The 25,148-nt window shown below is 60.1% G+C and carries 22 protein-coding genes and 1 pseudogene; 10 read left to right on the top strand and 13 right to left on the bottom strand.

From position 1 onward, the window contains the following. Nucleotides 1–225: 225 nt before the first annotated feature. Nucleotides 226–1,281 (top strand): phosphorylcholine phosphatase, encoded by a 1,056-nt coding sequence (locus NL64_RS07890; protein ID WP_034147580.1) that lies wholly within the window; start codon nt 226–228, stop codon nt 1,279–1,281. 210 nt (nt 1,282–1,491) lie between these two features. On the opposite strand, the gene ilvD is transcribed toward NL64_RS07890, so the two are convergent. From ilvD to NL64_RS07875, 3 genes are all read right to left on the bottom strand, one after another. Further along, entirely contained in the window at nt 1,492–3,333 is a 1,842-nt protein-coding gene (ilvD, locus tag NL64_RS07885; RefSeq protein ID WP_008048311.1) for a dihydroxy-acid dehydratase, read from the bottom strand. 258 nt (nt 3,334–3,591) lie between these two features. Continuing rightward, nucleotides 3,592–4,794, bottom strand: coding sequence for an MFS transporter (locus tag NL64_RS07880; RefSeq protein WP_034147579.1), 1,203 nt, complete (start codon nt 4,792–4,794; stop codon nt 3,592–3,594). Nucleotides 4,795–5,000: 206 nt separating this feature from the next. Continuing rightward, complete coding sequence (locus tag NL64_RS07875) at nt 5,001–6,197, bottom strand: class I SAM-dependent rRNA methyltransferase (RefSeq protein ID WP_034147578.1); 1,197 nt, start codon at nt 6,195–6,197, stop codon at nt 5,001–5,003. A 336-nt stretch (nt 6,198–6,533) separates the two neighbouring features. On the opposite strand from NL64_RS07875, the gene NL64_RS07870 reads away from it, so the two are divergent. Genes NL64_RS07870 through NL64_RS07860 form a run of 3 tightly spaced genes read left to right on the top strand, consistent with a single transcriptional unit; the run spans nt 6,534 to nt 8,580 of the window. Further along, on the top strand, nt 6,534–7,349 hold the full coding sequence (locus NL64_RS07870; protein ID WP_172668652.1) for an HDOD domain-containing protein: 816 nt from the start codon (nt 6,534–6,536) through the stop codon (nt 7,347–7,349). A 44-nt stretch (nt 7,350–7,393) separates the two neighbouring features. Further along, nucleotides 7,394–8,206 carry a bifunctional DNA-formamidopyrimidine glycosylase/DNA-(apurinic or apyrimidinic site) lyase gene (gene mutM / locus NL64_RS07865; protein WP_034147576.1) on the top strand — a complete coding sequence of 271 codons (813 nt, stop codon included), beginning with the start codon at nt 7,394–7,396 and terminating at the stop codon, nt 8,204–8,206. A 53-nt stretch (nt 8,207–8,259) separates the two neighbouring features. Then, nucleotides 8,260–8,580, top strand: coding sequence for a hypothetical protein (locus NL64_RS07860; RefSeq protein WP_034147575.1), 321 nt, complete (start codon nt 8,260–8,262; stop codon nt 8,578–8,580). A gap of 91 nt (nt 8,581–8,671) precedes the next feature. On the opposite strand, the gene NL64_RS07855 is transcribed toward NL64_RS07860, so the two are convergent. The 5 genes from NL64_RS07855 to NL64_RS07835 all read right to left on the bottom strand — a co-directional run bounded on the left by NL64_RS07855 (nt 8,672) and on the right by NL64_RS07835 (nt 13,424). Further along, entirely contained in the window at nt 8,672–8,923 is a 252-nt protein-coding gene (locus NL64_RS07855) for a YfhL family 4Fe-4S dicluster ferredoxin (RefSeq protein ID WP_003195146.1), read from the bottom strand. Between the two features lie 182 nt (nt 8,924–9,105). Next, nucleotides 9,106–9,585 (bottom strand): pantetheine-phosphate adenylyltransferase, encoded by a 480-nt coding sequence (coaD, locus tag NL64_RS07850; protein ID WP_007939322.1) that lies wholly within the window; start codon nt 9,583–9,585, stop codon nt 9,106–9,108. Nucleotides 9,586–9,700: 115 nt separating this feature from the next. Continuing rightward, nucleotides 9,701–11,296, bottom strand: coding sequence for a GMC family oxidoreductase (locus NL64_RS07845; RefSeq protein WP_034147574.1), 1,596 nt, complete (start codon nt 11,294–11,296; stop codon nt 9,701–9,703). A 123-nt stretch (nt 11,297–11,419) separates the two neighbouring features. Further along, nucleotides 11,420–11,965, bottom strand: coding sequence for a hypothetical protein (locus NL64_RS07840; RefSeq protein WP_034147573.1), 546 nt, complete (start codon nt 11,963–11,965; stop codon nt 11,420–11,422). A 28-nt stretch (nt 11,966–11,993) separates the two neighbouring features. Next, a complete protein-coding gene (locus NL64_RS07835) occupies nt 11,994–13,424 on the bottom strand; it encodes a coniferyl aldehyde dehydrogenase (protein WP_034147572.1) in 1,431 nt (476 codons plus the stop codon). Between the two features lie 146 nt (nt 13,425–13,570). Between NL64_RS07835 and NL64_RS07830 the strand changes: the two genes are divergently transcribed. Together NL64_RS07830 and NL64_RS07825 are read left to right on the top strand one after the other, a co-directional pair. Further along, a complete protein-coding gene (locus tag NL64_RS07830) occupies nt 13,571–14,242 on the top strand; it encodes a TetR/AcrR family transcriptional regulator (protein WP_034147571.1) in 672 nt (223 codons plus the stop codon). Nucleotides 14,243–14,274: 32 nt separating this feature from the next. After that, nucleotides 14,275–15,129, top strand: coding sequence for a sulfurtransferase (locus tag NL64_RS07825; RefSeq protein ID WP_034147570.1), 855 nt, complete (start codon nt 14,275–14,277; stop codon nt 15,127–15,129). 94 nt (nt 15,130–15,223) lie between these two features. On the opposite strand, the pseudogene NL64_RS07820 reads toward NL64_RS07825, so the two are convergent. The 5 genes and pseudogenes from NL64_RS07820 to NL64_RS07800 all read right to left on the bottom strand — a co-directional run bounded on the left by NL64_RS07820 (nt 15,224) and on the right by NL64_RS07800 (nt 20,591). Further along, nucleotides 15,224–16,073, bottom strand: a pseudogene (locus NL64_RS07820) (AraC family ligand binding domain-containing protein). A 3-nt stretch (nt 16,074–16,076) separates the two neighbouring features. Further along, entirely contained in the window at nt 16,077–17,075 is a 999-nt protein-coding gene (locus NL64_RS07815) for a hydrolase (protein WP_034147569.1), read from the bottom strand. A 63-nt stretch (nt 17,076–17,138) separates the two neighbouring features. Then, nucleotides 17,139–17,753 carry a 16S rRNA (guanine(966)-N(2))-methyltransferase RsmD gene (gene rsmD, locus NL64_RS07810; RefSeq protein ID WP_034147568.1) on the bottom strand — a complete coding sequence of 205 codons (615 nt, stop codon included), beginning with the start codon at nt 17,751–17,753 and terminating at the stop codon, nt 17,139–17,141. Next, nucleotides 17,753–19,243: a M16 family metallopeptidase gene (locus tag NL64_RS07805; RefSeq protein WP_034147567.1), complete on the bottom strand. Its 1,491-nt coding sequence runs from the start codon at nt 19,241–19,243 to the stop codon at nt 17,753–17,755. Before NL64_RS07805 ends, rsmD begins: the two co-directional genes overlap by 1 nt. Beyond that, the gene (locus tag NL64_RS07800) at nt 19,236–20,591 is read right to left on the bottom strand and encodes a M16 family metallopeptidase (protein ID WP_034147566.1); all 1,356 of its coding nucleotides are present in this window, start codon (nt 20,589–20,591) and stop codon (nt 19,236–19,238) included. Before NL64_RS07800 ends, NL64_RS07805 begins: the two co-directional genes overlap by 8 nt. Nucleotides 20,592–20,934: 343 nt before the next feature. Between NL64_RS07800 and ftsY the strand changes: the two genes are divergently transcribed. The 4 genes from ftsY to rpoH all read left to right on the top strand — a co-directional run bounded on the left by ftsY (nt 20,935) and on the right by rpoH (nt 25,121). Continuing rightward, entirely contained in the window at nt 20,935–22,467 is a 1,533-nt protein-coding gene (gene ftsY / locus NL64_RS07795; RefSeq protein WP_034147565.1) for a signal recognition particle-docking protein FtsY, read from the top strand. Continuing rightward, nucleotides 22,464–23,135: a cell division ATP-binding protein FtsE gene (ftsE, locus tag NL64_RS07790; protein WP_034147564.1), complete on the top strand. Its 672-nt coding sequence runs from the start codon at nt 22,464–22,466 to the stop codon at nt 23,133–23,135. Before ftsY ends, ftsE begins: the two co-directional genes overlap by 4 nt. Next, nucleotides 23,132–24,154 carry a permease-like cell division protein FtsX gene (ftsX, locus tag NL64_RS07785; RefSeq protein WP_034147563.1) on the top strand — a complete coding sequence of 341 codons (1,023 nt, stop codon included), beginning with the start codon at nt 23,132–23,134 and terminating at the stop codon, nt 24,152–24,154. Before ftsE ends, ftsX begins: the two co-directional genes overlap by 4 nt. A gap of 112 nt (nt 24,155–24,266) precedes the next feature. Next, nucleotides 24,267–25,121, top strand: coding sequence for an RNA polymerase sigma factor RpoH (rpoH, locus tag NL64_RS07780; protein ID WP_007897890.1), 855 nt, complete (start codon nt 24,267–24,269; stop codon nt 25,119–25,121). Nucleotides 25,122–25,148 lie beyond the last annotated feature (27 nt).

Below are 25,148 nucleotides of genomic sequence, written 5' to 3'. Positions count from 1 at the left end.
ACTTGTGCCAGCCACCTTCCGGGGCAGCTGCGAACCGGCAAGCCTAACAGCTTGATTTCCAATGAATTAATATCAAAAACGTCTGGTGACTGTCGTTTTTGGAATAAGCCAATGTCGCTGTGGGGGATGCAGCTGGCGCGAAAGGCACGCTGGCGGTCGCTGACAGACGAGGACTGTCACACTAATTTGTTAGCGTCGATGTCTTTCATTCAGGGAGATATGCCAATGAGGTTCGCACCGAAATTTTTGGCTGCTGCGATTTGTCTTGGCCTCGCCGGGCAGGTATTTGCTACGGATTTGAAACATTGGCCAGCCGATCAGGCCAAGGCGCTGGACGCGATGATCGCGGCCAACGCCAACAAGGGTAACTACGCGGTGTTCGACATGGACAACACCAGTTACCGCTACGACCTCGAAGAGTCGTTGCTGCCCTTCATGGAGAACAAGGGCCTGATCACCCGTGACAAACTCGACCCCTCCCTGAAGCTGATGCCGTTCAAGGACACCGCCGACCACAAGGAAAGCCTGTTCAGCTATTACTACCGCCTGTGTGAAGTCGACGACATGGTGTGTTATCCATGGGTGGCCCAAGTGTTCTCCGGCTTCACGCTCCAGGAACTCAAGGGCTATGTCGACGAGTTGATGGCGTCCGGCAAACCGGTGCCTGCCACGTATTACGAAGGCGATGTGGTCAAGAAGCTGGACGTCAACCCGCCGAAAATCTTCACCGGCCAGCAAGAGCTGTACAACAAGCTGATGGAAAACGGCATCGAGGTCTACGTGATGACCGCCGCCTCCGAAGAACTGGTGCGCATGGTCGCGGCCGATCCGAAGTACGGCTACAACGTCAAACCGCAGAACGTGATCGGCGTGTCGCTGCTGCTCAAGGACCAACAGACTGGCGAGCTGACCACCGCACGCAAGCAAATCACTGCCGGCAAGTATGACGAGAAGGCCAACCTCGGCCTCGAACTGACCCCGTACCTGTGGACCCCGGCGACCTGGATGGCCGGCAAGCACGCGGCGATCCTGACCTACATCGATGAGTGGAAAAAACCGGTGCTGGTGGGCGGTGATACGCCAACCAGCGACGGCTACATGCTGTTCCACGATGTCGACGTGGCCAAGGGCGGCATCCATTTGTGGGTCAACCGCAAGGACAAGTACATGACCCAGATCCAGGGCATGATGGCCAAGCACGCTGCGGCGCAGGCCAAGGAAGGGTTGCCGGTGACGGCGGACAAGAACTGGGTGATCGTCACACCGCAAGAGATTCAGTAACACCGAGGTGCCTGCATCGCCAGCAAGCCGGCTCCTACAATCGTGCGACGACACAATCCCCTGTAGGAGCTGCCGCAGGCTGCGATCTTTTGACTTTGATTTCAAGAAACAAGATCAAAAGATCGCAGCCTGCGGCAGCTCCAACAGGGGATCTGTGGAAACAAAATACCCCGCACTTGGCGGGGTATTTTTTTGTTCGACGGTTAAGCCTTACAGCCCGTCGAGCATCGCCTTGTTACGCACAGCACCTTTGTCGGCGCTGGTCGCCAGCAGGGCGTAGGCCTTCAGGGCAGTGGTCACTTTACGTGGACGCACTTCAACCGGTTTCCAGCCTTTCTTGTCCTGCTCGACGCGGCGCGCGGCCAGTTCTTCGTCGCTGACCAACAGGTTGATCGAACGGTTCGGAATGTCGATCAGCACTTTGTCGCCGTCCTGCACCAGACCGATCGCACCGCCAGCGGCCGCTTCAGGCGAAGCGTGGCCGATGGACAGACCCGAAGTACCGCCGGAGAAACGGCCATCGGTGAGCAGGGCACAGGCTTTGCCCAGGCCTTTGGATTTCAGGTAGGACGTCGGGTAGAGCATTTCCTGCATGCCCGGGCCGCCTTTCGGGCCTTCGTAGCGAATGATGACGATGTCGCCTTCCTTCACTTCATCGGCGAGGATGCCGCGCACGGCGCTGTCCTGGCTTTCGAAGATCTTCGCGTTGCCTTCGAACACGTGGATCGACTCGTCGACGCCCGCGGTTTTCACCACGCAGCCATCGAGGGCGATGTTTCCGTACAGCACGGCCAGGCCGCCTTCTTGCGAGTAAGCGTGTTCGACACTGCGGATGCAGCCGTTTTCACGGTCGTCGTCCAGGGTTTCCCAGCGGGTCGACTGGCTGAACGCGGTCTGGGTCGGGATGCCCGCAGGGCCGGCCTTGAAGAAGTGGTGCACCGCTTCGTCGTTGGTCTGGGTGATGTCCCACTTGGCGATGGCTTCTTCCATGCTGCGGCTGTGCACGGTCGGCAGCTGGGTGTGCAGCAAGCCGCCACGGGCCAGCGAGCCGAGGATGCTGAAGATCCCGCCGGCACGGTGCACGTCTTCCATGTGGTACTTCTGAATGTTCGGCGCGACCTTGCACAGTTGCGGCACGTGCCGGGACAGACGGTCGATGTCGCGCAGGTCGAAATCGATCTCGGCTTCCTGGGCTGCGGCCAGCAAGTGCAGGATGGTGTTGGTGGAACCGCCCATGGCGATGTCCAGGGTCATGGCGTTTTCGAAGGCCTGGAAGTTGGCGATGTTGCGCGGCAACACCGACTCATCGTTCTCGCCGTAGTAACGCTTGCACAGCTCGACGATGGTGCGGCCGGCCTGCAGGAACAGCTGCTCGCGGTCACTGTGGGTGGCCAGGGTCGAACCATTGCCCGGCAATGCCAGGCCCAGTGCTTCGACCAGGCAGTTCATCGAGTTGGCGGTGAACATGCCGGAGCACGAACCGCAAGTCGGGCAGGCGCTACGCTCGTACTCGGCGACTTTCTCGTCAGAAGCGCTGGAGTCGGCGGCGATCACCATGGCGTCGACCAGGTCGAGGCCGTGGGAAGCGAGTTTGGTCTTGCCGGCTTCCATCGGGCCGCCGGAGACGAAGATCACTGGAATGTTCAGGCGCAGGGACGCCATCAGCATGCCCGGGGTGATCTTGTCGCAGTTGGAGATGCAGACGATGGCGTCGGCGCAGTGGGCGTTGACCATGTACTCGACGGAGTCGGCGATGATCTCGCGGCTCGGCAGCGAATACAGCATGCCGTCGTGGCCCATGGCGATGCCGTCGTCGACAGCGATGGTGTTGAATTCTTTTGCCACACCGCCGGCGCGTTCGATTTCGCGGGCGACCAGTTGGCCCAGGTCCTTGAGGTGGACGTGGCCCGGTACGAACTGGGTGAAGGAGTTGGCAATGGCGATGATCGGCTTTTTGAAGTCGTCATCTTTCATCCCCGTGGCGCGCCACAGTGCGCGGGCACCGGCCATGTTGCGGCCGTGGGTGGATGTTTTCGAGCGGTAATCAGGCATGAAGCACTCCGGGCGGCTAATCAGGTATCAAAAGGGAAGTGAGCTTCTATTGACGTCTGGAACACTCAGAAATGGCCGTGTGTCCGGAAGTTGCCGATAACTTTGCGGGATCGCCGCGCGCTTCAGCTTGAGCTCATAAACCCGCCGGGGGATGACTGGCGATGAATCTCGCGATTCTACACGGCTGGCGGCTGGAGGGAATGCCGGGAAGCGTTGATCCCGTGTTGACGGAGCGTGCGGGATGACGACTGGCAGGTGTCAGCCGATATCGAGTGCCTGTTTATTCCGTTGGTTGATCATTGCATTCAGTCCAAGGCCTGCGACGCTCAATGTCAGGAAGCCAATGGCCAGAGCGGTAATCAGGTCCTCAGGTACCCGGTTGATCACCGTGCTGATCACGCCACCGCTAAGGAACATCAGCACACCGCCGACCGAGGTCGAGGTCCCGGCATATTCCGGATGAATGCTCATGGCCTTGGAGTTGACGATGGGTCGGGTAATCGTGGTGCCGATCGTACAAATCAGCATGGACATCAGCACCGTCGCGGCAGAGAGACCGAAGTGGCGGGTCAGCCACAGCATCACCGCACCCGAAACCGCGATCAACCCCAGGCCAACAATTATCTGAGTGTTGGCCTGCAGACGCTGATGCAGGACGTTGGCTATTGCGCCGCCGCCTACATACGCAACGCCGTACAGCAACAACGCCCAGGCGTATTCGTAGGGTGAAAGGGCCAGATGTTCCATGAAAATAATGGGTGATGTGACGATGAACGAAAAATGACAGGCGAAGGCGAGGGCGGAAATCAGCCAGTAACTCATAAAGCGAACATCTGAGCAGACATGCCAGTAAGCGCGGAAAAATCCCCCACGGGATGCTGTGCGGATAGACGAGGACTCCTTGAGCAGCCGGCAGGCGCTTAACCAGACTAGAACAGCGAGGGTGACAAACACATAAAAGCTGCCCTGCCAGCCCAACTGCAATTGCAGCCAGGTCCCCAGCAGCGGCGAAATTGAAATGAATACGCCACTCGCGGTCACCATCCAGATCCTGAGTCGCTGCCTTGCATGACCTGTGAACAGATCCTGCACCAGCGCGTGTGACAGCGAAAAGGCCCCGCAACCGATTGCCTGGATCACACGAAACCCTAGAAACCAGCTGTACTCGCTGGACACTGCACACCCAATCGCGCCAATCACCGCGAGGGCCATACCTCCCAGCAACAGCTTCTTGCGGCCCCACATGTCCGACAGCGGCCCAACCAGCATCACGGAAAATGCCAGGCTGACGGCGAACAGGCTGACAGACAGGGCCACGTCGGGCGGCGGGATTTGAAAGAAGTCCGACAGGTCGGGAAAGGAAGGAAGAACCACGTCCAACGGGAAGACACTCAGCAGTGTCATGGTCATCAGTAACAGGACGATTAACGGCTTTTCTTGGCTGCTTTCGGCATGGGACATCGATCAGCGCACTCGTTCCGTGAGGTATGAACGAGGATTGATTTGATGGAAAGGCAAGTCAATGCAGGCGAGCGTGGGCGATTTCTGAAACCTTTGTAGGAGCGAGCCTGCTCGCGAAAAACGTCAACGATTACGCGGTGTATCTGGTTGTCCGCGGTGTCTTTGCGTTTTATCGCGAGCAGGCTCGCTCCTACAGGGGGTAGGGGTTAGCTGTTAGGCAGCAACCGGCAGGTGATGCTCTTGATGTAGCGGGTTTCGGCGATGGCCGGGTGCACCGGGTGATCCGGGCCTTGACCGCCGCGCTCAAGCATCTGGATGTTGCGGTCCAGGTGACGGGCGCTGGTCAGCAGGATGTTCTGCAGATCGTCTTCCGGCAGGTGCATCGAGCACGAAGCGCTGACCAGGATGCCGTCCTTGCTGAGCAGGCGCATGGCTTGCTCGTTCAGGCGGCGATAGGCACCTTCGCCGTTCTTCATGTCTTTTTTGCGTTTGATGAACGCCGGTGGGTCGGCGACGATCACGTCGAAACGTTCTTCGCTGGCTTTCAGCTCTTTCAGGGCTTCGAAGACGTCGCCTTCGATGCAGGTCATTTTGTCGGCGAAGCCGTTCAGCGCGGCGTTGCGCTCGACGCCGTCGAGGGCGAAGGCCGATGCGTCGACACAGAACACTTCGCTGGCGCCGAACGCCGCAGCCTGCACGCCCCAGCCACCGATGTAGCTGTACAGGTCCAATACCCGTTTGCCCTTGGCATACGGGGCCAGGCGGGCGCGGTTCATGCGGTGGTCGTAGAACCAGCCGGTTTTCTGGCCCTGGATGACCGGGGCTTCGAATTTCACGCCGTTCTCTTCCAGCGCAACCCACTCCGGCACCAGGCCGAACACGGTTTCGACGTAGCGATTGAGGCCTTCGGCATCACGGGCAGCGGAGTCATTCTTGAACAGAATGCCGCTTGGCTTGAGCACTTGGGTCAGCGCCGCAATCACGTCGTCTTTATGAGCTTCCATGGTCGCCGAGGCGATCTGCACCACCAGGATGTCGCCGAAACGGTCGACCACCAGACCTGGCAGCAGGTCGGAATCGCCGTAGACCAGGCGATAGAACGGCTTGTCGAACAGGCGATCACGCAGCGACAGGGCGACGTTCAAACGATGCACCAGCAGCGACTTGTCCAACGGCAACTTGATGTCGCGCGACAGCAAACGGGCGCAAATCAGGTTGTTCGGGCTCATGGCAACGATGCCCAGTGGCTTGCCGCCAGCGGCTTCGAGGATCGCCTGATCGCCGGCCTTGAAGCCGTGCAACGGGGTGGCGGCCACGTCGATTTCGTTGCTGTAGACCCACAAGTGGCCGTTGCGCAGGCGACGGTCGGCGTTGGCTTTGAGGCGCAGGCTAGGCAGGGACATGACGTCGCTCCGGAAAAAAGAGCGGGAGTATAGCGTGTTGCGCTCAAGGATTGGCCGGCGAGTGGACATGCGGCGAGGGAGCTTGCTCCCGCTGGGTGGCGAAGCCGTCACAATCATCAGTAGGTGCGCCTGCTTCGCAGGCGAGCGGGAGCAAGCTCCCTCGCCACAGAGAGTGTTTTCAGCTCGAAGGTACTGGATAAAACTTTGGGCGCGACAGCGGCTCAAGGTGTCGGATCCAATTTATAAAAGCTAGAATCGGTGCCTGGCCCAGAGTGTGTACTTATGTCCCAAGAGCTGACTCCCGAACAAATCCAGCAATCCCTGCAAGGCATCAGTGTGCCGGCCCAACCGCAGATCATGGTGGATCTGCAGATGGAGCAGTACATGCCCGACCCGGATCTGGAGGTGATCGCGAAGCTGATCTCCCAGGATCCAGGTCTCTCAGGCTCGTTGTTGAAAATCGTCAATTCGCCCTATTACGGGCTGAGCAACAAGATCGCTTCGATCCAGCGCGCAGTGAATTTGCTCGGCAGCCGGTCGATCATCAACCTGATCAACGCGCAATCGATCAAGGGCGAGATGAACGACGACACCATCGTCACCTTGAACCGTTTCTGGGACACCGCCCAGGATGTGGCGATGACCTGCCTGACGCTGGCCAAGCGCATCGGTGTGCAGAATGGCGACGAGGCTTACGCGCTGGGCCTGTTCCACGACTGTGGCGTGCCGCTGATGTTGCAGCGCTTCCCCAACTACATGACCGTTTTGGAGCAGGCTTACGCCAGTGCCAGCGCTGAATGCCGGGTAGTGGATACGGAGAACCAGGCGTTTAATACCAACCACGCGGTGGTCGGTTATTACACGGCCAAGTCCTGGCGCCTGCCGGATCATGTGTCCGCGGCAATCGCCAATCACCACAACGCCCTGGCGATTTTCAGCGATGAGTCGTCGCGCAACAGCTCGTTGAAGAACCTGTTGGCAATCCTGAAAATGGCCGAGCACATTTGTGCGTCCTACCGGGTGTTGGGCAACCAGACCGAGGACCACGAGTGGAACAGCATCGCGCATCTGGTGCTCGATTACGTCGGCCTCTCGGATTACGATTTCGAGACGCTCAAACAGACGATCCGCGACCTCGGCACGCACCGCTGAGTCTCGGACCTTCTTCTTATACGAGTGCCTGATTCGAGAGCGCCATGCCTGAACTGCCAGAAGTCGAAACCACCCGTCGCGGCATCGCGCCGCACCTGGAAGGCCAGCGCGTCAGCCGGGTGATCGTGCGTGATCGGCGTCTGCGCTGGCCGATCCCCGAAGACCTGGATATCCGGTTGTCCGGCCAACGCATCGTGTTGGTGGAGCGTCGCGCCAAGTACCTGCTGATCAATGCCGAAGTTGGCACGTTGATCAGCCACTTGGGCATGTCGGGGAATTTGCGTCTGGTGGAAGTCGGCATGCCGGCGGCCAAGCATGAGCACGTGGACATCGAACTGGAGTCGGGCCTGGCCCTGCGCTACACCGACCCGCGACGGTTCGGCGCGATGCTCTGGAGCCTTGACCCGCTCAACCATGAACTGCTGATTCGCCTGGGGCCGGAGCCGCTGACCGACCTGTTTGACGGCGAGCGCTTGTTCCAGCAGTCCCGTGGGCGTTCGATGGCGGTCAAGCCGTTCATCATGGACAACGCGGTGGTGGTCGGCGTCGGCAACATCTATGCGACCGAAGCGCTGTTCGCCGCGGGTATCGATCCGCGCCGGGAAGCCAAGAGCATTTCCCGGGCGCGCTATTTGAAACTGGCGATCGAGATCAAACGCATTCTGGCTGCCGCCATCGAGCGCGGCGGTACGACGCTGCGGGACTTTATCGGTGGTGACGGTCAGCCGGGCTATTTCCAGCAGGAATTGTTCGTGTACGGCCGCGGCGCTGAACCGTGCAAGGTCTGTGGCACGCAATTGCGGGAAGTGAAACTCGGGCAGCGCGCCAGCGTCTTTTGCCCGCGCTGCCAGAGCTGAAACGCCTGCGGTCTATAGTCAGTGTTCTGACTGTCTAGCCGAAGGACCGCGCCATGATCCTGTTTCGAACCCTTGTCGCCGCATTGCTGTTGAGCATCTGCGCGTCAGCCGTCGCCAACAGTGGCAGCGGCGATCCGCGTTACACCATCCAGAATCCACCGGCTTACGCGATGATTGGCGACCTGCTGATTGCCCGGCCGTTGCTGGTCGTGGCGACGGTGATTGGAGCCGGGGTGTTTGTGGTGTCGTTGCCTTTTACGGCGTTGGGCGGCGGAGTGGGCGATGCGGGGCAGGCGTTGGTGGCTGATCCGGCTAAGGCGGCGTTTGTGCGGTGTCTGGGGTGTGTCGGGGAGGGGTTTGAGCGGCGGGAGTGAATCAAGATCAAAAGATCGCAGCCTTCGGCAGCTCCTACATGGAACGTGAATTTCTGTAGGAGCTGCCGAAGGCTGCGATCTTTTAAGGTTTTCAAGCCTTGCCGGTAATCTTCCGGTACTTCTCCATCAACTGCTCTTCAGTCTCCGGATGGGCTTCGTCCAGCGGGATGCAATCCACCGGGCAGACCTGCTGGCACTGCGGTTCGTCGTAGTGACCGACGCATTGCGTGCACAGGTTCGGGTCGATCACGTAGATCTCTTCGCCTTGGGAAATGGCGGCGTTCGGGCACTCGGGTTCGCAGACGTCGCAGTTGATGCAATCGTCGGTGATGATCAGGGACATGCTAACTCCAGCCGGGGCGGCAGGCCCGGGCGCAATAAATCAATGCGCGTAATTGTGCCGCATTGGCGCCTGCGTTGCACGCAGGTGCGACGTACTGCAGGAGCCGGCTTGCTGGCGAAGGCGGTGTGTCAGGTGCACCGCGTTGCATTGATCGCCGGCAAGCCGGCTCCTACAGATCGGGATTACTTCTTGAAACGTTCGGTCAGGGCATCGGCCACCACAGGGTGCACGAACTTGGTGATATCGCCGCCCAGGGCCGCAATTTCACGGACCAGCGTCGAGGAAATGAACGAATAACGCTCGGATGGGGTAAGAAACAGGCTTTCCACATCCGGCGCCAATTGGCGGTTCATGTTGGCCAGCTGGAACTCGTATTCGAAATCCGACACGGCGCGCAGACCACGCAGGAACACGTTGGCATTCTGCTCTTTGGCGAAATGCGCCAACAGCGTCGAAAAGCCGACGACTTCAACGTTCGGCAGATGTTTGGTGACCTCGCGGGCCAGCTCCACACGCTGTTCCAGAGGAAACAACGGGTTTTTCTTCGGGCTGGCGGCGACGGCAATGATCACGTGATCGAACAGGCGCGAGGCGCGTTCGACCAGATCGCCATGGCCCTTGGTAATAGGGTCGAAGGTACCTGGGTACAACACTCGGTTCATCGCGGCGTCCTGGCGGGAGTGCGTTGGGGAGTCGGATGGTATCGCAGCCTTCCCGGTCGGGAAAGTCGCCTGTTGGGTAAGAAAGCACTATAGACGATGGGAATAATCGTCGTTTTCATGAGTTTCTTAAACGTTCGGCCAGTGAAGTCGCCAGTTGCGCCGTCAGTCCATAGACCGATAACTGCGGGTTTGCGCCAATGCTGGTAGGGAACAGCGAGCCGTCGTGTATCGAAAGATTGCCCAGTTGATGATGCCGGCCGAGGCTGTCGGTCACGGCAGTTTTCGGATCTTCGCCCATCGCGCAACCGCCCATGACATGCGCGCTGCCCAGCCGCGTTCGGTACAACTCCAGGCTCAAGCCATCGATCAACATGCGCGCTTCGCCCAGGGTTTTCACATAACGAGCATCGGCGTGCATCGGCATGACGGCCTTGGCGCCACCGGCGAACTGAATCTCGGCCATGCTGTGGAATGCCCGGCGCAGACCGTCCCAGACATAAGGCGAAACCGGATAATCGAGCACCGGCGTGCCGTCACTGCGCAGCTCGACGCTGCCACCGGGGCTGTCCGGGTGAAAGCCGTCGCGCAGTAACGCGAGCATGGCGTGGGTGTGTGGCAAGTTGGCCATGTGCTGGGCATTCTCCTGACCGAAACCCCCAAGCAGCGTCGCCGCCAGTGCCGGGTGCAGCGGCGGGACCTCCAGTTTGTAGGCCATCTTGCCGGTGGTGCCGTCCTGCCATTGGAAATGGTCGGAGTAGATCGACTGCGGCGCGCCGTAGAACGGGTTGATCACCTCGTCGAACAAACCGGCGGACATGTTCACCACATGCAGAAAGGTGCGTTTGCCCAGGCGTTTGTGCGGATCCGGTGCGTCGGAACGCAACAGCAACGCCGGGCTGTTAATGCCGCCACCGGCCAGCACGTAATGCCGCGCTTTCACCGTGATGCGGCGCCCTGTGGGTTCGACGCAACGCTCGTCCATCGCCACGCATTGCAGCCCGGTGACTTTATCGCCGCTGATCACGAGTTTTTCGGCACGGGCCAGATAGAGCAGCTCGCCACCTTTTTCCAGGGTGGCGGGAATGGTTGTGACCATCATCGATTGTTTGGCGTTGGTCGGGCAGCCCATGCCGCAGTAGCCGAGGTTCCAGCAGCCGCGCACATTACGCGGGATGACATGCCAGCTGTACCCGAGTTTTTCGCAGCCTTTGCGGATGACGTCGTTGTTGGCGTTGGGCGGGACCATCCACGGCGCGACGCCCAGGCGCTGTTCCATTTTCTCGAACCACGGCGCCATTTCCGTCGATGAGTGGCCCTTCACGTTGTGTTCTTTGGCCCAGTGTTCAAGGGTCGGCTGCGGCGTGCGGAAGCTGGAGGTCCAGTTGATCAGTGTGGTGCCGCCCACGGCGCGCCCCTGGAGGATAGTGATCGCGCCGTCCTTGCTCATGCGGCCGATGCCTTCCTGATAGAGGCTGGCGTAGGCCTGGTCTTCAAGCAGCTTGAAGTCGGTGCTGGTCTTGAGCGGGCCTTCCTCGATCAGCAGCACTTTGTACCCGGCTGCGCTGAGGATTTCCGCTGTGGTCCCGCCGCCGGCGCCACTGCCGATGATCGCCACATCCGCTTCGAGGCTCAGGTCCTGGCTCAGTTGCGAGCCGTTGTAGGTTTTCCAGCCACGGGCCATGCCTTCGCGGAACGGGTCGGGTACGGGCATCTTAAGACTCTCTTGTTGTTATGGTTTTGGATGCAGTGGTGAGGCGGCTGACGCCATCGCGAGCACAAGGGTTACGCGATCCCCTGTGGGAGCGAGCCTGCTCGCGAATGGGGCGACTCGATTTCAAACGGTTGGCGGCCCGGGATACCCGCAATGCGCCCACGATTCCTTGCGCCCATACCAGGCCATCATCACCAGTTGCAGCAACGAGCTGTGACCCATGCGTAGCAGACTCAACGAGCTGTTTTCCCAACGATCGAGAAAGTGCCGGATTTCGTCAGCGCTGGCGTTTTCCCAACTGCCCCAGATCCCGGTGAGCGGCCCGCGGGTCACCGCCATGCCGAGCACGTCGAACAGTTGCCGGGTCAGCTTGAGCATTTCCGGCGACAGGTGATCGAGGCTGTAATCCAGGCTCTTGAGGGTGCCTTCGATGGCGTCGGGCATGCGTTCAACAGCCACGGCACCTTCAAGCATCACCGGGACCAGTGCCCGCAGAAACAACAGATCGCCACTGCGCAGGGCTGTAAAACCGCTAGCCGCAACATTCGACGAGCAACCGCTGAGGCTGGCCCCCAACCCGGCGGTGGCGAGAAAGGCGCTGGCGCCGAGGCTGAATTTAAGCAGGCCGCGCCGTGACAGCGCGGGAGTTTCGGACAGGCTTGGGCTCATTCTTGTTATTACCCGACGGTGTGGATCGTTAGCGAATAAACAGCTTCTGGATCAGTTTCTGAATGGATTTGCCGTACGGCGGATAGATCAGCTTCGCCGCGTTGAAGCGCTGTTTGATCAGCACACCCTTGGCCTTGCTGAAGGTCAGGAAGCCTTCGTGGCCGTGGTAATGCCCCATGCCCGAGGCGCCGATGCCGCCGAATGGCATGTCGTCCTGGGCAACGTGCAGCAGGGTGTCGTTGAGGCACACGCCGCCCGAGTGGGTTTCGTGGAGGACGCGATTTTGCTCGCGCTTGTCGTAGCCGAAGTAGTACAGCGCCAGTGGGCGAGGGCGCTGGTTGATGTAGGCAAACGCCTGATCCAGATCCTTGTACGGCACGACCGGAAGCAATGGGCCGAAGATTTCGTCCTGCATCACGGTCATGTCGTCGCTGACATTGAGCAGCAGGCTATGCCCCATGCGGCGTCCCTGACCTTGCTCGAACAGCGAAATCAGCTGCGCGCCTTTATCGGTGGCATCGCTGATGTAGCCGTTGAGACGCGCCAGTTGTCGGTCGTTGATGATCGCGGTGTAGTCCGGGTTGTCTGCCAAGGTCGGATAAAACCCTCGAACGGCCGAGCGATAAGCCTCGACGAAAGCGCCGATGCGCTCTTCCGGAACGAGTACGTAATCCGGGGCCACGCAGGTCTGGCCAGCGTTGAGCGTTTTACCGAAAGCGATGCGTTCGGCGGCGTCCTTGAGGGGCACATCGTGAGAAACGATAGCCGGGGATTTGCCGCCCAGTTCCAGAGTCACTGGCGTCAGGTTCTCCGCCGCCGCGCGCATTACATGTTTGCCAATGCTGGTGGCGCCGGTGAACAACAAATGATCGAAGCGCAGGCGCGAAAACGCCACACCAATATCGGCCTCGCCCAGCACCACGCAGACCAGGTCTTCGGGGAAGATTCGAGCCAGCAATTGCTTCATCAGCAAACCGGTGGCTGGCGTCGATTCGCTGAGTTTGAGCATCACCCGATTGCCCGCCGACAACGCGCCGACCAAAGGCCCGATGGCCAGATACAAAGGGTAGTTCCACGGCACGATCACCCCGACCACACCCAGCGGCTGGTAAATCACTTTCGCCGAGGCTGGCTGGAAGGCTACGCCGACTTTGCGCCGCGACGGCTTCATCCAGCCGTTGAGATGCCGGCTGGCGTAGTGGATGCCATGCAGGCTGGGCATCAGTTCGGCGAGCAGGGTTTCGTTGGCGCTGCGATGGCTGAAGTCCTGGCTGATCGCGTCGATCAAGGCCTGACGCTCAGTGTTCAACAAATCCTTCAGCGCCTTGAGCCATTGCTGGCGCTGAGCGGCGGGCGGCATCGGGTTGGCGGCATAGGCCGCGCGTTGCGCGTCGAACAGGGTTTGGAGCTGTTCCAAAGGCTGCTGTAGGTTCTGCAGGTAGGAAATGTCAGCAGTCATGGTCGGCTCCGGATTTATTGTAATGAGGGACTTTTTAGAGTCTATGCTCTAGAAAGTCAAATGACATCCTGGCGCAGCTTTGTTTTATCCCCTGGCGGATAGGTCGTAAGATGCCCGGCAACGCACTCTGAAGTTAAGCTCAAGCCATGGCCCCACGGATAAAAACAAGCGAGCGCATCGTGCAGAACAGCCTGGAGCTGTTCAATCAGCAGGGCGAGCGCAGCATCAGCACCAATCACATTGCTGCCCACATGGAGATTTCTCCGGGAAACCTGTATTACCACTTCCCCAACAAGCAGGCGATCATCGCCGTGCTGTTCAGTGAATACGAAAGCCTGGTGGACAGCTTCCTGCGCCCGCCCCAGGGCCGCGCCGCCACGGTGGAAGACAAGCGTTTCTACCTCAAGGAATTGCTCTCGGCGATGTGGCGCTACCGGTTTTTGCATCGCGATCTTGAGCACTTGCTCGATAGCGATTCTGATCTGGCTGCGCGCTACCGACGGTTTTCCCAGCGTTGCCTGATCCAGGGCACGCACATCTACGAAGGCTTCGTTGCGGCCGGTATCCTCAAGATGGACCGGGTGCAGATCGAATCCCTGACGCTCAATGCCTGGATCATCCTCACATCCTGGGTGCGATTTCTGTGCACCACGCGGGAAAACTCCACCCATCTCAGAGAGCAAGCGATTAAACGCGGGGTGTATCAGGTACTGGTGCTGGAGGCCGGGTTCGTCACCGATCAGTCCCGGGCCGAGGTGAATGCCTTGTTCGAAGAATTTTACGTGCCGCTGGCCCAAGCGCTGGAAGAAGTGCAGTAGGATCGGGTTTCGCCCAATCACAGGAGCCCGTTATGCCCATTGCGCAACTGATCAGCCCGCAAGCACTGGACCTGAAAAAGGACCAGCCGGGGCTGGTGATTCTGGATTGTCGTTTTGCCCTCGAAGACCCGGATTACGGTCAGCGCAGCTATGCCGAAGGACACATCGCCGGGTCGAGTTTTGCCGATCTTGAGCGTGATCTCAGCGGGAAGGTGGTCAAGGGCGTGACCGGGCGTCATCCGTTGCCGGAACCGGGCGACTTGATCGAGCGCTTGCAAGCCTGGGGTATCAACGCTGACAGTGAAGTGGTTTTGTACGACGACGGCCCGGGTGCCTTCGCTGCGCGGGCTTGGTGGCTGCTGGCCTGGCTGGGCAAACGTAATGGCGTGTTCATCCTCGATGGCGGGCTCAAGGCCTGGCACGCGGCCGGTTTGCCGTTGAGCCTGGATGCGCCGTCGATCACCCGCGGGTCATTTACCGGCAAGCCTGACGATTCGTTGCTGCTCAGTGCAGAACGGTTGCAGAAGCGTCTCGCCAAACCCGAACTGACCTTGCTCGACGCCCGCGCCTTGCCACGCTTCAAGGGCGAAGTGGAGCCGATCGACCCGGTTGCCGGACACATCCCCGGCGCGCAATGTGCCGCGTTCACCGACAACCTTGGCAGCGACGGACGCTTTCTGCCGGCCGATCAGCTCAAGCAGCGCTTTGCCGCGAAGTTGGGTGTCCGCTCGCCGAATGATCTGGTGGCGTATTGCGGCTCAGGCGTGACGGCTTGTCACAACCTGTTTGCGTTGTGTCTGGCGGGTTATCCGTTGGGGGCGTTGTATGCGGGATCGTGGAGTGAGTGGATCAATGATCCTTCACGCGCAATCGCAACAGGCGAATAAACGCACGCTTCTGTAGGAGCTGGCTTGCCAGCGATAGAAGCGACGCGGTACTTCAGGATGACCGCGTTATCGTTCATCGCTGGCAAGCCAGCTCCTACAGTCGTATTGATTTCTTGAGTGATTGCCCGGCACTGCGATACGCCCCCGGCCCCACCCCATACACCTGCTTGAACTGCCGACTCAGATGACTCTGGTCGGCAAAACCCAATTGCGTCGCCACTTCCAGCGGTAAACACCACTCTGCAACAACGCCCGCGCCCGGGCGATGCGCTGCTGCATCAGCCAGGTGTGCGGCGGCATGCCGGTAGCACGACGGAATACACGGGCGAATGGAAAGGCGACAGGTTCACCGCCGCCGCCAGTTCTTCCAGCGAGGGTGGCGCGGCCAATTGCGTTTGCAGCAAGTCCTTGGCCAACGTCACCGCCCGGTGTTCCTTGCCAGGTTTGCCGGCATCAGGCACCGACCCGTGACGCTGCAGCAGCGACAGCATCAGCTCGCGCCAGGCGGTTTGTTGTTGCAATGCCGTGGCTGGGCTTTCCAACAGCCGATGCAGCTGGCAGAAACCGTTCACCAGATCCGCGTCGCGATACAGCGTGGCGCCAAACGCCGGGAGATTGTGGGTCGGCAGTTCGAGTTCGGCCAGCAGCGACAGAATCTGCCCGCTGTCCGGATAAAACGCCCGGTACAGCCAGCCGTCCTCCGTGCCCTTGTGACCGGTGTGCAGTTCATCAGGGTTGATCAGCACCAGCGTGCCGCTGCCCGCCAGATGCTCGGCGCCGCGATAGCGGTAACGCTGGGCGCCGGCCATGATCATGCCGATCACGTAACCGTCATGCACATGGGGCGCGAAACGGTGATCGATGTAGCGCGCCGATAACAACTCGACTCCGGCCAGCGGTGCGGTTTGCCAGAAGTGAATGGACTCGCCCTGATCGCTGGTCATTGCTTACCCGCGACCTGCGGTGGTCAGCCATTGAGGAATGCGCCGTTCGAGGTAGTAGCCCGGCTGACGGACAGAGCCGTCGACGAATCCGACATGACCGCCCTTGGCCTGTAACTCGAATTGCGTGCAGGCGGATAACTCATCGGCGTGCGGCAGGCTGTGGGGAAAAACGAAGGGATCGTCCGCTGCCTGAATGATCAGGGTCGGCGTACGTATTTCCCCAAGGAAGTAGCGACTGGAAGCACGACGGTAGTAATCCTCGGCATCCACGTAACCGTTCAGTGGCGCGGTCACGCGGCCATCGAAGTCCCAGAACGTGCGCATGTTTTCCAACGAGCCGAGCGCGGCCAATGCCGCCAGGCCATCCTCACGCCCGTCATGCTGGAATTGCCGCTGCTTGTTCTTGATATAGGCCAGCATCTCGCGCATGAAGTGCGCCTGATAGACCTTGGAAAAACCTTGGCCGATGCGGTCGGCGCACTGGTCCAGACGAAACGGCACCGACACCGCCACGGCACCAAGCACGCCACTGTCGCTGCCGGTCTCGCCCAGATGCTTGAGCAAGACATTGCCGCCCAGGGAATATCCAACCGCATACAGCGGGGCGAGTGGCCGTTTGGCCCGCAGGTGCTTGATGGCTTCGGCCAGGTCTTCACTGGCGCCGGAATGGTAGCTGCGCGGCAACAGATTGGGTTCGCCTGAGCAACCACGCCAGTTCAGCGCGACGCTGGCCCAACCCTGATTCCCGAGCGCCTTTTGCATGCCGGCCACGTACGGCGAATTCGATGAACCGGTGAGGCCATGCAGCACCAACACCAACGGCGCTTCGGCGCTGTGCGGGCCGTGCCAGTCGAGATCGAGGAAGTCGCCATCCTCAAGCCACAAGCGTTCGCGCTCGCGCTCGATGTGCGTGGTTTTGCGCCACAGCGGCCCCCACAAGGTCTGCAAGTGCGGGTTGCCGAGGCCGAAGGCGGGGGTGAAGCGTTCTGACGGATGGGACACGATTGTTCTCGAAGCAGCGGCGCATGCCTGCGATGAGGCGTGCGCCTTGTTCAGGCAGGCCGATCAGCCGGTGATCTCTGCCATACGTTGCCACAACGAATAGTAGACCCGTCCGGATTTTTGCTCCCGGTGCAGGCGCCAGTTGCCCGGCAGGCCGAGGGTCGACGGCGCGCTTTCGCTTTCGGTGTACACCCATGCCTCTTCGGCCAGCCATTGGCGCTCTTCGAGCAATGTGCAAACAGTGGGCAGCAGGTTCTGGTTGAACGGCGGATCGAGGAACACCAGGTCGTAAGCAACCGCTGGCTGGGTTTCCAGATAGCGCAGCGCATCGGCGGTCTGCACCTGGCCTGTGGTGCAACGCAGCGTGCCCAAGTGTTCCTTGAGGCTGGATACCGCAAGGCTGCTGGAGTCCAGCGCCTGGCCCATGGCGGCGCCACGGGACAAGGCTTCGAGAAACAGCGCGCCGCTGCCGGCGAACGGATCGAGCACCTTGGCGCCGGGAACATAAGGCGCGAGCCAGTTGAACAGGGTTTCACGCACGCGGTCCGGCGTCGGGCGCAGGCCTGGGGCATCAGGGAAGCTCAGCTTACGGCTGCGCCATTCGCCGCCGATGATGCGCAATTGGTTCACGCCGTTGTGCACGTTGTGAACAGGTTTTTTAGGACGGGAAGTAGCCATTAATGCTCCGGAACCCCGAGCGGTTGCTCGGCAGGTTTATCAGTAGGGGCCGGTAACGGCTTTTGCGGCACGGTCGGGCCAGCGCTGACGATGACCATTTTGTCCGTGCTCAGGTGTTTGTTCAGTGCAGCTTTGACTTGCTCGACGGTCAGGTTCTGGGACTGTTGCATGAAGTCTTCCAGATGACTCAGCGGCAGATTATAGAAGCCGATGGCGCCCAGTTGGCCGACGATATCGGCGTTGCTGGCGGTGGACAGTGGGAAACTGCCAGCCAGTTCGCGCTTGGCGTCGTCGAGCTCTTTTTCGGTCGGCCCGGTTTTAAGGTAGTCCGCGAGAACGTCCTGCACCAGTTTCAGGGTGCCCTCGCTCATTTCGGCGCGGGTTTGCAGGTTGATCAGGAACGGGCCGCGCGCCTGCATCGGGGTGAAGCCCGAATACACGCCGTAAGCCAGGCCACGCTTCTCGCGCACTTCGCTCATCAGTCGAGTACCGAAACCGCCGCCGCCAAGAATCTGGTTGCCCATGGACAGTGCCGCGTAGTCGGGATCGTCACGGTCGATGCCCAGTTGGGCGAGCATCAGGTTGGTCTGCTTCGACGGGAATTCGATGTGACCGATGCTGGCCTTGGGTTCGGCCGGTTGTGCGATCTTCGGCAGCGCCGGGCCCTTGGGCAGGCCAGCGGAAACCTGCGCGGCAATGGCTTCGGCTTCGGCGCGGGACAAGTCACCAACCAGCGCGATCACCACGTTGCCTGCTGCGTAGGCTTTCTCGTGGAAGGCCCGCAATTGCGCAACGGTTATGCCTGGAACGGTGTTGGCGGCGCCGTCGCTGGCATGCGCGTACGGATGATCGCCGTACAAGCGGTTCATCAGTTCCAGGCTGGCCAGTTTGCCGGGGTTCTGTTTCTGATACTCGAAACCGGCGAGCATCTGGTTCTTGATACGGGCAAACGAGTCGGCAGGGAAGGTGGGTTTGCCGACGACTTCGGTAAACAGCTTTAACGCCGGTTCACGTTTATCCACAGCGCTGAGGCTGCGCAGGGACGCAACGGCCATGTCTTTGTAAGCGCCATTGCCGAAATCGGCGCCCAGGCCTTCGAAGCCCTGGGCGATGACGCTGACGTCCTTGCCGGCCACGCCTTCGTTAAGCATGGCGTTGGTTAGCAGTGCCAAACCGGGCGCGTCGCCGTCCTGGCTACTGCCGGCGGCAAAGATCAGGCGCATGTCGAACATCGGCAACTCACGCGCTTCGACAAACAGTACCTTGGCGCCTTCGGCGGTGTTCCAGGTCTGCACGTCGAGTTTGCGATGGCTCGGCGCCTTGCCGTTGAGTTCGGTCAGCGATTGCAGCTTCTGGCTGGCCTTGGCTTTGTCCAGCGCTTCGCTGGCATTGGACTCATCGGTTTTCGAGAAATAGAACGCGGCGGACCCGATCAGGGCGACGACGATCAGGCCGAGCAGGGCCAGGCGTGGTTTTTTACGCTCACTCATGAGTCGTCTCCTCTGGCAGTACATGGGCGACGCTGAGACGTTCGCGGGTGAAATACAGCTTGGCGGCGTTCTGGATGTCTTGCGGTGTCACGCTTTCCAGATCGGCGAGTTCGGTGTCCATCAGTTTCCAGGACAGGCCGACGGTCTCCAGTTGGCCGATAGCGGTGGCCTGGCTGGTGATCGAGTCGCGCTCGTAGACCAGTCCGGCGATGACCTGTGCACGCACGCGCTCCAGTTCTTCGGCGGACGGCGCAGTGGTTTTCAGCTGTTCGAGCAGCTTCCACAAACCGGCTTCCGCCTGGTCGATGGTTTTGTTTTTCTGCGTGTTTGGCGAAGCCGACAAGGTGAACAGGCTGTCACCACGGGTGTAGGCGTCGTAGCTCGACGATCCACCGGACACCAGCTCTTCGCCGCGTTCCAGTTGCGTCGGGATACGTGCGCTGTAGCCGCCGTCGAGCAGGGCCGAAATCAGGCGCAAGGCATTCACCGAGCGTTTGTCTTCGGCGGTAGCGATGCTCGGCACGTTGAAGGCCAGCATCAGGCTGGGCAATTGGGTCTTCACGTGCAGGGTGATCTGGCGTTCGCCGGGCTCGGCCAGTTCCAGCGGAATCTTCGCTGATGGCACGTCGCGTTTGGCGATCGGGCCGAAGTAGCGCTGGGCCAGGGTTTTGACTTCGTCCGGGGTCACGTCGCCAACCACCACCAGCGTGGCGTTATTCGGCACGTACCAGGATTGGTACCAATGGCGCAGCTCTTCGACCTTCATGCGATCCAGATCCGCCATCCAGCCGATGGTGGGCGTGTGATAGCCGCTGGCCGGGTAAGCCATGGCCTTGAAGCGCTCATAGGCCTTGGACATCGGTTTGTCGTCGGTGCGCAGGCGACGTTCTTCTTTAATGACTTCGATTTCCCGGGCGAACTCGTCGGCCGGCAGGCGCAGGCTGGCCATGCGGTCAGCTTCCAGCTCGAAGGCCACACCCAGACGGTCGCGGGCCAGCACCTGGTAATACGCGGTGAAGTCGTCGCTGGTGAAAGCGTTCTCTTCGGCGCCGAGGTCGCGCAGGATCAGCGAGGCTTCGCCGGGGCCGACTTTCTCGCTGCCCTTGAACATCATGTGTTCCAGTGCGTGGGACAAACCGGTTTGACCGGGCGTCTCGTAGCTGGAGCCGACTTTGTACCAGACCTGGGAAACCACCACCGGCGCACGATGGTCTTCGCGCACGACGACCTTCAATCCGTTGTCGAGGGTGAATTCATGGGTGGGTTGCGGGTCGGCAGCCAGGGCTGAAAGAGGCAGGCAAACTGTGCTGAGCAGCAGGCCTGCGGCGCGGCGGGCTAGAGCATTCATTCGTTTTTAAACCTTTGGGGCTGCCCGCTTGTTCTTAGCGTCAGCGGGCGAGAGGGTGCTAGGATACTGATCCGTTTTACTGGCGGCCACGCCTATCAGGCCTTTGATCGGCCGGAAGGTTGTATGGGTTACCGGCAGAAGCTTTGAGTTTGTCAGCTAAACTCTGTGTTTTCGCCGACGATGCCGTTCCAGTCCTTCGTATTAATCGACCTTTGAGGTGCTGTTGGTACCTCGACAAAATGTTGCGCGTGAACAAGCTGGGTCAATCGCAGTCTGTTCTGCATCGAATTTTTATTTGCCGGGGCGCCATTGGCGCGTCGCTACCGTGAGATAGCCGTCCTCCATGTTTGGTTCCAACGACGACAAGAAGACCCCAGCTGCGGCTGGCGAAAAGAAAAGCCTGTTCGGATGGCTGCGTAAAAAACCGCAGGAACCCGTCGTCGAACAGCCACAGCCACTTCCTGAGCCGACTCCCGCGCCGGTAATAGATGCAGAGCCAGCGCCCGTTGTGTTGCCAATCGCCGAGCCGGTGCTGCAGCCGGTAGCCGAGCCTGAACCTGAAATCGTGGCCGAACTGCCGCTGACCCCGGCCGCTGAGCCTTGGCTGACGTTGCCGGTGGCGGAAGAGCCGGTGGCGCTGGTCGAAGAGCAGGCGCCGCATGTGACGCCGCCGATTCCTGCGCAGGCTGTTTTGGCGCCGGAGCCGATTCACGCGCCAGTGGTTGAACCGGTTGTTGCGCCAGTCGTTGAAGTTGCGCCTGAGCCGGCGGTCCCTGCATTCGTTTCTCCGCCCGTTGCGCCGATTGTTCAAGCGCCAGAGCCTGCACCTGCACCTGCACCTGCACCTGCACCTGCACCTGCACCTGCACCTGCACCTGTTATTACCCCGGTTGTCGCCGCCCCCGTCGAAGCCCCGGTAGAACCGGTACGCACCGAAGAAACCAAAGCCGGTTTCTTCGCCCGCCTCAAGCAAGGCCTGTCCAAGACCAGCGCCAGCATCGGCGAAGGCATGGCCAGCCTGTTTCTGGGCAAGAAAGCCATCGATGACGAATTGCTCGATGACCTCGAAACCCGCCTGCTGACCGCCGACGTCGGCGTCGAAGCCACGTCGGTGATCATTCAGCGCCTGACCCAGAAGGTCGCGCGCAAAGAGCTGGCCGATTCCGATGCACTGTACAAATCCCTGCAAGCCGAGCTGGCGGCGATGCTCAAGCCCGTCGAGCAGCCGCTGAAAATCTCCTCGCAGAACAAGCCGTTCGTGATTCTGGTGGTTGGCGTCAACGGCGCCGGCAAGACCACCACCATCGGCAAGCTGGCGAAGAAGCTGCAGCTGGAAGGCAAGAAAGTCATGCTCGCTGCCGGCGACACTTTCCGCGCCGCAGCGGTCGAGCAATTGCAGGTCTGGGGTGAGCGCAACAAGATTCCGGTCATTGCCCAGCACACTGGTGCCGACTCGGCTTCGGTAATCTTCGACGCTGTGCAGGCCGCCAAGGCCCGTGGCATCGATGTACTGATCGCCGATACCGCCGGCCGCCTGCACACCAAAGACAACCTGATGGAAGAGCTGAAAAAGGTTCGCCGGGTCATCAGCAAACTCGATGCCGACGCGCCGCACGAGGTGTTGTTGGTGCTCGACGCCGGTACCGGCCAGAACGCCATCAACCAGGCCAAACAGTTCAACCAGACCGTCGAACTGACCGGCCTGGCTCTGACCAAGCTTGATGGCACCGCCAAGGGTGGGGTGATTTTCGCCCTGGCCAAGCAGTTCGGTCTACCGATTCGCTACATCGGCGTCGGCGAAGGCATCGACGATTTGCGCACCTTTGAAGCAGAACCCTTTGTCCAGGCACTATTTGCCGAGCGGGAGCGTTCATGATTCGTTTCGAACAGGTCGGTAAACGCTACCCGAACGGTCACGTCGGCTTGCATGAGCTGAGCTTTCGAGTCCGTCGGGGCGAGTTTTTGTTTGTCACCGGCCATTCTGGCGCCGGTAAAAGCACCCTGTTGCGCCTGCTGCTGGCGATGGAGCGTCCAACCACCGGCAAATTGCTGCTGGCCGGGCAGGATCTGAGCACCATCAGCAACGCACAGATTCCATTTCTGCGTCGGCAGATCGGCGTGGTGTTCCAGAACCATCAGTTGCTGTTCGATCGCACGGTGTTTAACAACGTCGCGCTGCCGTTGCAGATTCTTGGTCTGTCCAAGGCTGAAATCGCCAAGCGCGTGGATTCGGCCCTGGAGCGCGTGGCGCTCTCGGACAAGACCGATTTGTACCCTGGCGACCTGTCCACCGGTCAGCAACAGCGTGTCGGCATTGCCCGCGCCATCGTTCACCGCCCGGCCCTGCTGCTGGCGGACGAACCGACCGGTAACCTCGACCCGCGCCTGGCGGCAGAAATCATGGGCGTGTTCGAAGACATCAACCGTCTGGGCACCAGCGTGTTGATCGCCAGTCACGACCTGGCACTGATCGCCCGCATGCGCCACCGCATGCTGACCCTGCAACGTGGTCGATTGATCGGCGACGGGGAGGCTGGAGTATGAGTGCAACTCGCAGTCCAAAAGTGTCCGAGCGTGTGGCGCCAAAAGCCGCCGACCCTCAACCGACCAAAAAAAAACGCGACGACGATGACGGGCCGGACTTCGCCACGCTGTTCCGCGCCTGGATCGAAAGTCATCGCGCCAGCTTGCTGGACAGCTTGCGTCGTTTGGGCAAACAGCCCATCGGCAGTTTTTTCACCTGCATGGTGATGGCAGTAGCGCTGAGCTTGCCCATGGGGCTGTCACTTTTGCTAAGTAATGTCGAACGCCTGGGCGGTTCCTGGCAGCGAGCGGCGCAGATTTCCCTGTATCTGGAAATCGAGGCAAGCCCTGCGCAAGGCGAAGCGTTGCGCGAGCAGATCAAAGGCATGCCTGGCGTGGCCGAGGCTGAATACGTGGGGCGGGATCAGGCGCTGGAAGAGTTCCAGCAACAGTCCGGCCTGGGTGAAGCGCTCAAGGAACTGCCGGAAAATCCGCTGCCCGGCGTGGTCCTGGTGACACCGAACGAAGTCGACAAGCCTGCGCTTGAAGCATTAAGACAAAAACTTTCCGAGCTGCCGAAGGTACAACAGGCGCAGCTTGATCTAGTCTGGGTCGAGCGTCTGGCAGCCATCCTCAAGCTGGGTGATCGTTTTGTCTTCGGTCTGACCGTGCTTCTGGTTTCTGCATTACTTTTGGTGATAGGCAATACCATTCGTCTTCATATTGAAAACCGCCGCACCGAGATAGAAGTGATTAAACTGGTCGGCGGCACTGACAGTTATGTGCGCAGGCCCTTTCTGTACATGGGCGCGCTGTATGGCTTCGGTGCGGGGATTCTTTCCTGGGGTGTGCTTGCGTTCGGCCTCAACTGGCTGAACGACGCGGTGGTTGGTCTGGCCGGTTTATACGGCAGTGATTTTGCGCTGGCTGGAGTGCCAGTTGCCGACGGTCTGTCTCTCTTGCTTGGCGCGGTGCTGTTGGGGTATATCGGTGCATGGATTGCAGTCGCACGCCACCTGAGGGAGCTTGCGCCTAAGTAGTATCATTTTGCTCGTATTGACCTTTCAGCGTTTTTGGGAACTTGTCTTTCGGTTTCCGGTCAATTTTCGCAGTGCTGAACTGCACGAGTTTGTAAGTGGGAGGTTTTTTCGTATGACCAATTCTTTGCAACCTGCATATGCTCTGGTCCCGGGTGCGAACCTGGAGGCTTATGTGCACACCGTCAACAGCATTCCATTGCTGACGCCGGAGCAGGAGCGTGAACTGGCCGAGAGTCTCTATTATGAGCAGGATTTGGGGGCGGCTCGGCAGATGGTGCTCGCCCACCTGCGTTTTGTCGTACATATCGCCCGTAGCTATTCCGGCTACGGTCTGGCTCAGGCTGACCTGATCCAGGAAGGCAACGTCGGCCTGATGAAGGCTGTGAAGCGTTTCAACCCGGAAATGGGCGTACGCCTGGTGTCCTTTGCGGTGCACTGGATCAAGGCTGAGATTCACGAGTTCATCCTGCGCAACTGGCGCATCGTGAAAGTTGCAACCACCAAGGCCCAGCGCAAGTTGTTCTTCAACCTGCGCAGCCAGAAAAAGCGTCTGGCGTGGCTGAACAACGAGGAAGTCCACCGTGTGGCGGAAAGCCTCGGCGTAGAGCCTCGGGAAGTGCGTGAGATGGAAAGTCGCCTGACCGGCCATGACATGGCTTTCGATCCGGCGGCAGAAGCTGACGATGACAGTGCTTTCCAGTCGCCGGCCAACTATCTGGAAGACCACCGGTACGACCCGGCCCGTCAACTGGAAGATGCCGACTGGAGCGACAACTCCAACCACAACCTGCACGAAGCGCTGGAAGTGCTGGACGACCGCAGCCGTGACATCCTTTATCAGCGCTGGTTGGCTGAAGAGAAAGCCACGCTGCACGACCTGGCGCAGAAGTACAACGTGTCGGCCGAGCGTATTCGTCAGCTTGAGAAGAGCGCGATGAACAAGCTCAAGTTGTCGATCGCCGCATAACCGGCAAAGCAGCAACAAAAAAACGCC

This window comes from Pseudomonas fluorescens, assembly GCF_000802965.1.
In the GTDB taxonomy this organism is placed as follows: Bacteria; Pseudomonadota; Gammaproteobacteria; order Pseudomonadales; family Pseudomonadaceae; genus Aquipseudomonas; species Aquipseudomonas fluorescens_A.
The sequence above is the reverse complement of the archived record's forward strand: the minus strand, read 5'-3'. Positions and strand labels throughout refer to the sequence as shown.

What these genes read in the sequence shown, in the direction of transcription:
- NL64_RS07860 (WP_034147575.1), top strand. Translation starts at nt 8,260, where the DNA reads ATGATCCTGTTTCGAACCCTTGTCGCCGCATTGCTGTTGAGCATCTGC.
- NL64_RS07880 (WP_034147579.1), bottom strand. Translation starts at nt 4,794, where the DNA reads ATGTCCCATGCCGAAAGCAGCCAAGAAAAGCCGTTAATCGTCCTGTTA.
- NL64_RS07890 (WP_034147580.1), top strand. Translation starts at nt 226, where the DNA reads ATGAGGTTCGCACCGAAATTTTTGGCTGCTGCGATTTGTCTTGGCCTC.
- NL64_RS07840 (WP_034147573.1), bottom strand. Translation starts at nt 11,965, where the DNA reads ATGAGCCCAAGCCTGTCCGAAACTCCCGCGCTGTCACGGCGCGGCCTG.
- NL64_RS07830 (WP_034147571.1), top strand. Translation starts at nt 13,571, where the DNA reads ATGGCCCCACGGATAAAAACAAGCGAGCGCATCGTGCAGAACAGCCTG.
- rsmD (WP_034147568.1), bottom strand. Translation starts at nt 17,753, where the DNA reads ATGGCTACTTCCCGTCCTAAAAAACCTGTTCACAACGTGCACAACGGC.
- NL64_RS07875 (WP_034147578.1), bottom strand. Translation starts at nt 6,197, where the DNA reads ATGTCCCTGCCTAGCCTGCGCCTCAAAGCCAACGCCGACCGTCGCCTG.
- NL64_RS07805 (WP_034147567.1), bottom strand. Translation starts at nt 19,243, where the DNA reads ATGAGTGAGCGTAAAAAACCACGCCTGGCCCTGCTCGGCCTGATCGTC.
- ftsY (WP_034147565.1), top strand. Translation starts at nt 20,935, where the DNA reads ATGTTTGGTTCCAACGACGACAAGAAGACCCCAGCTGCGGCTGGCGAA.
- NL64_RS07800 (WP_034147566.1), bottom strand. Translation starts at nt 20,591, where the DNA reads ATGAATGCTCTAGCCCGCCGCGCCGCAGGCCTGCTGCTCAGCACAGTT.
- ilvD (WP_008048311.1), bottom strand. Translation starts at nt 3,333, where the DNA reads ATGCCTGATTACCGCTCGAAAACATCCACCCACGGCCGCAACATGGCC.
- NL64_RS07825 (WP_034147570.1), top strand. Translation starts at nt 14,275, where the DNA reads ATGCCCATTGCGCAACTGATCAGCCCGCAAGCACTGGACCTGAAAAAG.
- mutM (WP_034147576.1), top strand. Translation starts at nt 7,394, where the DNA reads ATGCCTGAACTGCCAGAAGTCGAAACCACCCGTCGCGGCATCGCGCCG.
- NL64_RS07845 (WP_034147574.1), bottom strand. Translation starts at nt 11,296, where the DNA reads ATGCCCGTACCCGACCCGTTCCGCGAAGGCATGGCCCGTGGCTGGAAA.
- NL64_RS07835 (WP_034147572.1), bottom strand. Translation starts at nt 13,424, where the DNA reads ATGACTGCTGACATTTCCTACCTGCAGAACCTACAGCAGCCTTTGGAA.
- ftsX (WP_034147563.1), top strand. Translation starts at nt 23,132, where the DNA reads ATGAGTGCAACTCGCAGTCCAAAAGTGTCCGAGCGTGTGGCGCCAAAA.
- rpoH (WP_007897890.1), top strand. Translation starts at nt 24,267, where the DNA reads ATGACCAATTCTTTGCAACCTGCATATGCTCTGGTCCCGGGTGCGAAC.
- ftsE (WP_034147564.1), top strand. Translation starts at nt 22,464, where the DNA reads ATGATTCGTTTCGAACAGGTCGGTAAACGCTACCCGAACGGTCACGTC.
- coaD (WP_007939322.1), bottom strand. Translation starts at nt 9,585, where the DNA reads ATGAACCGAGTGTTGTACCCAGGTACCTTCGACCCTATTACCAAGGGC.
- NL64_RS07855 (WP_003195146.1), bottom strand. Translation starts at nt 8,923, where the DNA reads ATGTCCCTGATCATCACCGACGATTGCATCAACTGCGACGTCTGCGAA.